Annotated in this window: 1 protein-coding gene and 1 pseudogene; both read left to right on the top strand. The window is 46.2% G+C overall.

What is annotated here, in order from left to right; translation table 11 throughout:
• A pseudogene (gene fadB, locus A3739_RS29105) lies at positions 1 to 465 on the top strand (fatty acid oxidation complex subunit alpha FadB); the annotation flags it as partial.
• A 29-nt stretch (positions 466 to 494) separates the two neighbouring features.
• Positions 495 to 1,103 (top strand): beta-ketoacyl synthase N-terminal-like domain-containing protein (locus tag A3739_RS00985; RefSeq protein ID WP_304440234.1); only part of this gene is annotated, 609 nt, incomplete at its 3' end.

The following is a 1,103-nucleotide window of genomic DNA, read 5'->3' as shown; positions in this document are numbered from 1 at the left end:
GATCGTATGGGTAAAGACTTCAAAACAGCGATTGACGTGATGTTTGAAGCTGGTCGTTTTGGTCAGAAGAATGACAAAGGCTTCTACGCTTACGAGTTAGATCGTAAGGGTAAGCAGAAGAAAGTTGTAGATGAATCTGTTTACGACATGATTAAGCCAGTTGTTGCAAGCAGCAATGAGTTTACCGATGAAGAAATCATCGAACGTATGATGGTTCCACTTTGCATCGAGACTGTTCGTTGTTTGGAAGACGGTATTGTTGATACTGCGGCTGAAGCAGACATGGGTCTGATCTTCGGTATCGGTTTCCCTCCATTCCGTGGTGGTGCGCTTCGTTACATCGATTCTATCGGTATCGAAGAATTCAACAAGATCGCAGACAAGTATGCTGATCTAGGTGCTCTCTACACGCCGACTGAAGGTATGCGTGAGATGGCTAAAACTGGCAAGAAGTTTTTCGGCTAAGCGCTGAGACAAGATTACGGAGAATATCTATGAGTCTTAATCCAAAAGACGTCGTCGTTGTCGATGCGGTACGTACCCCAATGGGTCGAGCTAAAAACGGCTGTTTCCGCAACGTACGAGCTGAAACCCTTTCTGCGGTATTGATCGATGCGATCTTTGACCGTAACCCAGGTCTTAACCCTAACTTGGTTGAGGACGTTATCTGGGGTTGTGTTAACCAAACTAAAGAGCAGGGCTTTAACGTAGCTCGTCAAATCTCTTTGTTGACAAAGGTTCCACACACTTCATCTGCACAGACTGTTAACCGTCTATGTGGTTCTGCTATGACTGCAATCCACACTGCAGCACAAGCTATCCAAACTGGTAACGGCGATGTATTCATCGTTGGTGGTGTTGAGCACATGGGTCACGTACCTATGACTGAAGGCTTCGACCACAACCCAGCAGCGTCTAAGTATTCTGCAAAAGCATCTAACATGATGGGTTTGACTGCTGAAATGCTTGCTAAAATGCACGGTATTTCACGTGAGCAACAAGACGAGTTCGGTGCACGTTCACACCGTTTAGCGCACGAAGCGACAATCAATGGCAAGTTCAAGAACGAAATCGTTCCTGTTGAAGGCCATGACGACAACGGC

It is taken from the genome of Oleiphilus sp. HI0067, assembly GCF_001635735.1.
This window is presented reverse-complemented; position numbering and strand designations above follow the sequence as displayed.